Origin of the sequence: Bisbaumannia pacifica, from assembly GCF_007989625.1 — a bacterium.
In the GTDB taxonomy this organism is placed as follows: Bacteria; Pseudomonadota; Gammaproteobacteria; order Pseudomonadales; family Halomonadaceae; genus Bisbaumannia; species Bisbaumannia pacifica.
Map to the genome: position 1 here is coordinate 1 of NZ_BJUK01000100.1, position 1,238 is coordinate 1,238.

The following is a 1,238-nucleotide window of genomic DNA, read 5'->3' on the forward strand; positions in this document are numbered from 1 at the left end:
GACGCCCATCAGGCGCTGGCCGCGGTCCGCCTCGCGTTCGGGCAGCAGCGCGTCGTAGTCGAAGCGGTAGTGACGCCCGGCGCTGTCCTCGACCCGCACCAGCAGGTCGGCCTCCCAGGTATAGGTGGTGGCATAGCCGTTGCGGTCCCGCTCCTGGATCAGCTGCCACTTGCCGGAAGGGCTATCGCCATTCTCGGCTGATACGGAAGGTGCGAAGACATAGTAAAGCCCGCTGGCATCGCTAAGCACGATCCGCTCGGGGTCGGTACGCAGCGATTCGGGCACGCTGGCCCAACGCACGTCGTCTTGGGCAGCCGTTGGCTCGGCAGCTTCCTCCGGCAGGCTCCCCCCACGCCGAATCCATAGCTGCTCGGTGGGCGAGTGGCGCGCCTGGCCCGGGGCCAGGGGGCCGAAGGTGATATCGCGGCCCTGGGCGTCGTGGATCACGCAGGCGGTGTCGTTGAGCGTCAGCGACAGGCCCTCGCCGGGCACGGACCAGCCCTGGCCCAGCACGCCGATGCGCGCATTGCAGGAGAGGTAGCCGCGGCTGAACACGAAGGGCCGCGGCGCCGGCAGGGCGATGTCGGTCTCGGCGGGCAGCAGCTTGGCGCCGAGCAGCGGGTTGACCGGGCTGCCCACGGCGGGCGCGCAGGCGCTGCAGCGGTCGGCCAGGCCGTCGGCGATATCCACCGCGTCCAGGTCCAGCGGCGTGGCGGCGACGATCTCGCTTTCCAACAATGGTGTCTGGTGCGGTTCGAGGGTCACGTCCTCGCTGGTCTCCGGGTCGGCCTCGCCGGGCAGGCGCGGCAGCACCACGGCCTGGCTGCGGCCCCGCCCGGGGCTGCCGCCGGAGTTGATGCGCACCTGGCTGCCGACGATGGTCACGCCGGAACCGTCGAGCTTGATAAAGCTGCCGCCGGCGGCCAGGGTCAGTTCGGCGCCGGCCTCCACCACCACCTGGGTACCGGCCTGGTGGTGGACCTCCTCGCCGGCCTCCACCAACTGAGCCGTGCCGTAGTGCTCGTGGCGGGTCTGGTCGACCCGCAGGTGGTCATCGCCCTTCACCTGGGTGTGGCGCTGGCCGTGCACGGTGAGGTGGTCGTCGCCGTGAATCTCGCCGAGGCGGTGGCGCTCGATGGCGAGGTGGCTGTCGCGGCGGATGGTCTCGGTGCGGTCATTGAGGGTCAGCAGCTCCAGGTCTTTCTGGGCGTGCAGCCAGATCTGCTCGGCGCCGGTGG

1 protein-coding gene is annotated in these 1,238 nt (G+C 70.8%); it reads right to left on the reverse strand.

What is annotated here, in order from left to right:
- Positions 1 to 1,238 (reverse strand): bacteriophage T4 gp5 trimerization domain-containing protein (locus HPA02_RS18315; RefSeq protein ID WP_222594018.1); only part of this gene is annotated, 1,238 nt, incomplete at both ends.